Source organism: Nocardia sp. NPDC049707, from assembly GCF_040674855.1.
In the GTDB taxonomy this organism is placed as follows: domain Bacteria; phylum Actinomycetota; class Actinomycetes; order Mycobacteriales; family Mycobacteriaceae; genus Nocardia.
The window spans coordinates 1-2,870 of record NZ_JBFANN010000111.1; the positions used below are offsets into that span (position 1 = coordinate 1).

Annotated in this window: 1 protein-coding gene; it reads right to left on the reverse strand. The window is 65.3% G+C overall.

Going from position 1 to position 2,870, the window contains the following annotated elements; genetic code table 11:
* Positions 1-129: 129 nt before the first annotated feature.
* On the reverse strand, positions 130-2,403 hold the full coding sequence (locus AB0J29_RS37060) for a transglycosylase domain-containing protein (protein WP_364796024.1): 2,274 nt from the start codon (positions 2,401-2,403) through the stop codon (positions 130-132).
* Positions 2,404-2,870 lie beyond the last annotated feature (467 nt).

Genomic DNA, 2,870 nt, shown 5'->3' on the forward strand with positions numbered 1-2,870 from the left:
TGCCCGCATTGCTGATCGGGACGCCGAAGGAAATGGCGCGGCAGTTGGAACAGCGCCGCGAACGGTTCGGATTCAGCTACGTCTCTGTGCTCGAGCGAACACGCGGCGCCGCAGGCGCCGCAATCAAACTCAGCCGGGCAGCGGAATGCTGAGTCCGGGGAAGATTTCGACTTCCTTGGGTTGCTGCGGGGCGGGTGGGATGACGATGACCGGTGCGGGGGTGGAGGTGGAGGTGGAGGTGCTGGCCGGCGGGTTCAGGATGTCGTAGCTGCCGCCGGAGGGTTTGCTCACACTCGGCTGGCTGCTCGGCGATGCGGCCGCCGGGAACTGCTCGATCGGCGTGCCGTCGAGTGCGCCGTCCATCACCTGCTTCCAGATATCGGCGGGCAGGCCGGAGCCGTAGATATCGGTGCCGTGCGCGGTCTCGATCGGCTGGGACTGTTCGGTACCGACCCAGACCGCCGTGGACAGCGACGGAGTGAAACCGATCATCCACGCGTCTTTATTCGCTTTCGACTCACCGAGTTGGGTGGTGCCGGTCTTGGCGGCCGAGGGCCGACCGCCGGACAGGCTGTGCCCGTTGGAATATGCCGCGATCGGGATCATGGCTTCGGCGGTGCTGTCGGCGATACTGCGCGGAATGCGCTGCTGGCCGGCCGAGAGTTGCTTGCCGACCTGTTGGTCGGGAACGCCGCGATCCAGCAGTACCCGGCCGTCACCCGCGACCACCCGCTGCACGAAGTAGGGCTGGTGATAGACACCGGAATCGGCGATCGTCGCATAGGCCGAGGCCATATCGATGGGGCGAACCAGGTACTGGCCGAGCACGATTCCGTTGAGCGGTCGCCCGCCGTCCTCGGTCAGCGCCTTACCGGCAACGCCCGGAATCTCTTCGGGGATTCCGGCCTGATGGGCGGCATCGGCAATGGCCTTCGGTCCGTCGAACATCGACATCGTCAGTCGATAGAAGCTGGTGTTCAGCGAGCGCTTCAATGCCTCGGCCATGGTGCATTTGCCGCACGATTCACCGTCCGCATTGGTGATCCTGGTGCCGTGGTCGGTCACCGGTGAACTGTCGAGCACCCGGGTGAGCGGAATGTTCTGCTGCAGTGCCGCGATCACCGCGAAGACCTTGAAGGCGGAGCCGGTCTGCAGTGGCGCCTGCGCGAAATCGAAGCCGATACCGTCGGCGCCGCCGTAATAGGCGCGCACCGCGCCGGAACGCGGGTCGACCGAAACCACCGCGCTGCGCAGTTCCGGCGGCTGCGGGCCGAGGCGATCATGGATCGCGTCGAGTGCGGACTGCTGGGCCTTGGTATCGATGGTGGTGGTGATCTGCAATGCCCCGGTATTCAGTTCCCGCTCGGTGATGCCGGCGTTGCGCAGTTCCCGCAGCACCTGGGAGCGGATCAGGCCCTCCGGGCCGCGGGCCTCGGTGACGTCCGGGATTTCGGTAATCGGGACGATCTGCGGAAATACCGTCGCATCCCGATTGCCCGGTGCGAGCTCGCCCATCTCGACCATGCCGTCGAGCACGTACTTCCAGCGCGTGGTCAGATCGGCGAGGTGGGTTTCCGGATCCAGAATCGATGGGGTACGGATGACCGCGGCCAGCACCGCACCTTCGGCGAGCGTCAGTTCCGGCACCGACTTGTTGAAGTATGCCTTCGCGGCCGCCGAGATCCCATAGGCGCCGCGCCCGTAATAGATGGTGTTGAGGTAGGCGGCGAGGATGTCGTCCTTGCTCCATTGCCGCGCCATTTTGGCGGCGATGATCAGCTCGCGCATCTTCCTGGTCAGGGTGCGTTCGGAGCCGAGAAAGGCATTCTTCACATACTGCTGAGTGATGGTGGAGCCGCCGCCCGCATCCTCTCTGCCGAGCAGATTGTCCCGGGCGGCGCGCAGGAATCCGCTGGTCGAGTAGCCGGGATTGGTATAGAAGTTGCGGTCCTCGGCCGAGAGCACCGCATTGCGCACCGGTTTCGGCACCTCCGACAGCGGTACCGGAATCCGATTGCCATCCGGCGGAACGACCTTCGCGATCACCGTGGTTCCGTCGGCGGCGAGGATGGTGGCGATCTGATTGGTCTGCACCGCATCGGGATCCGGGATTTCCGCGCTCCAGTAGACCAGCACGAACAGCAGGGACGGCAGCGCGACAAAGATGATGAACAGGGCGAGCAGTAGCCTTCGGAAGCGTTCGCTGCGGGTGCGCTGTGGCCGATCCGGTGTCGGTTGCGGCCGAGGCGATTTCGCCGAGCCACGGGGTTGGGACCTGTCCTGATGTCGTGCCGTGCCGGTGTTGTGCTCGTTGAACCCCGCGACGGAGGCATAGGGCGCTGGCATCGGTTTGCCCCGGTGACTGCCGCCGCGTCGCCGCTTGCCGAACGAGCTCACGATCATCTCCTCCCGGAGCGTCGGTAAAACTCACCACGGACACGATCGGAAACGGGCTTCGGACGAACAGCCACGCCTCCCCGCCGAAGTGTAAGTGGTGCAGGCGCGGGTCTCGACCGTTTGGCGCGTGTAAATCAGGTGCTGAACAATCCATCGTCAGTGATCACGACGGAGCGAGTCTTAGAAACGACCCGTTCGTGGCCCGTCTCACGTCCGAGTCACCGAAGCACATGCGCCACGCGCGAGTCTCGACGCGCGCGCACCAGGTGCCGAACGACCCGCCACCAGCAACCACCACGGAGCGAGTCTTACGAGCGACGTTCGCGGCCCGTCTCGCGTCCGAGTCGTCGAAGCGCATGCGCCGCAGGCGCGAGTCTCGACGTACGAACCGCCACCCGCTGCGGCATGGCAGGGCGTGGGGACACTGACCGTGTCAGCGGCACCAGCGGCAGTTGCTGCGTTCACCGGCAGCG